The 1,507-nt window shown below is 75.8% G+C and carries 2 protein-coding genes; both read right to left on the bottom strand.

Annotated features, from left to right (window positions below; genetic code table 11):
• Positions 1-431: ABC transporter ATP-binding protein (locus tag HGA02_RS18980; protein WP_168680914.1), on the bottom strand; the 431-nt coding region annotated here is incomplete at its 3' end.
• Positions 428-1,384: an ABC transporter ATP-binding protein gene (locus tag HGA02_RS18975; protein ID WP_168680902.1), complete on the bottom strand. Its 957-nt coding sequence runs from the start codon at positions 1,382-1,384 to the stop codon at positions 428-430. The genes HGA02_RS18975 and HGA02_RS18980, both read right to left, overlap by 4 nt.
• Between the last annotated feature and the right edge of the window lie 123 nt (positions 1,385-1,507).

The raw sequence follows: 1,507 nt of genomic DNA, 5'->3' as shown, positions 1-1,507 counted from the left end.
CCGGACAGCTCGGCGGGCCGCTGGGCGGCGTGCCGCTGGAGCCCGACCGCGGCGAGCGCCTCGGCCACCCGGCGGTCGCGCTCGGCGGGGTCGGTGCGCAGGATCCGCAGCGGGACCTCGACGTTCTCCGCAGCCGACAAGACCGGGATCAGGCCGAACGCCTGGAACACGTACGCGATGCGCGTGCGGCGCAGCTCGAGGACCTGCTCGGGGTCGAGCGCGGTGAGGTCGGCGCCGTCGACGACGACGCGGCCCGCGCTGGGCTTCTCGAGGCCGCCCAGGACGTGGAGCAGCGACGTCTTGCCCGACCCGGAGCGTCCGCGGACCACGACGAGCTCCCCGGGCGCGGCGTGCACGTCGACGTCGCGCAGCGCGTGCACGACCGCGTCGCCGGTGCCGTAGGTGCGGGTCAGGCCGATGCCGCGGATCATCGCGGTCCCTCCTCGTCGCGCGCGCGGTCGCCGGTCCCGTCGCCCGCGGCATCCTCGGGTGCGGCGTCGTCGGGCGTCCCCGGGACGTGGTCGTGGCGCGAGACCCGCACGTGGTCCGGCTCGAGGCCGAGTCGCACGCGGTCGCGCAGGTCGAGCCGCTCGACGACCTCGCGCGGCAGCTGCAGGCGCCCGACCTTGTCGAGCACCGCGAACTCCTCGGCGTGCAGGCGCTCGACGCCGTCGTCCCCGAGCTCGGTGCGGCGCAGCACCTCGGTCGACGTGCGCCCGTCGCGGATCTGCACCGTGCGGTGCACGTGCTCGGACACCGTCGGGTCGTGCGTGACGATGAGCGTCGTCACGCCGAGCTCGGCGTTGACGTGCCGCATCGCGTCGAGGACGTCGGCGGACGTCGCCTCGTCGAGCTCGCCCGTCGGCTCGTCGGCCAGCAGGACGCGCGGGGAGGCGGCGACCGCGGTCGCGATCGCGACGCGCTGCTGCTGACCGCCCGACATCTGCGCGGGCAGCCGGTCGCGGCAGTCCGCGACGCCCATGACGTCGAGCAGCTCCGCGGCCCGCGCCGCCCGCCCGCCCGTGCCCGCGACGACGAGCGGCACCGCGACGTTCTCCGCCGCCGTCAGGTACGGCAGGAGGTTGCGCGACGTCTGCTGCCAGACGAACCCGACGACGTCGCGCTGGTACCGGCGGCGCTGCCGCGCGTCCATCGACACGAGGTTCGTGCCCGCGACGACCGCGGTGCCGGCGGTGGGCCGGTCGAGGCCCGACAGGATCGTGAGCAGGGTCGACTTGCCCGAGCCGGACGCGCCGACGACGGCCACGAGCTCGCCCGCGTCGACGCGCAGGTTGAGCCCTTGCAGCGCCTGCACCTCGACGCCCTCGGTGACGAAGATCCGCACGAGGTCCTCGCACAGGATCTCCGGGGTGGTGGTCGTCATGCTTCCCCTTCCCGCAGGACGGTGACGGCGGACGTGCGGCGCGCGCCGACGACGGCGGCGAGCACCGCGCCCCCGACGAGCAGCGCGTAGGTCGCGGCGAGCGCGAGGAGCCCGGCCGTGCCG

Source organism: Cellulomonas septica, from assembly GCF_012396155.1.
GTDB classification, from domain to species: domain Bacteria; phylum Actinomycetota; class Actinomycetes; order Actinomycetales; family Cellulomonadaceae; genus Cellulomonas; species Cellulomonas septica.
This window is presented reverse-complemented; position numbering and strand designations above follow the sequence as displayed.

Excerpts from the sequence above, each read along its gene's own strand:
- HGA02_RS18975 (WP_168680902.1), bottom strand. The coding sequence starts at position 1,384 with ATGACGACCACCACCCCGGAGATCCTGTGCGAGGACCTCGTGCGGATC.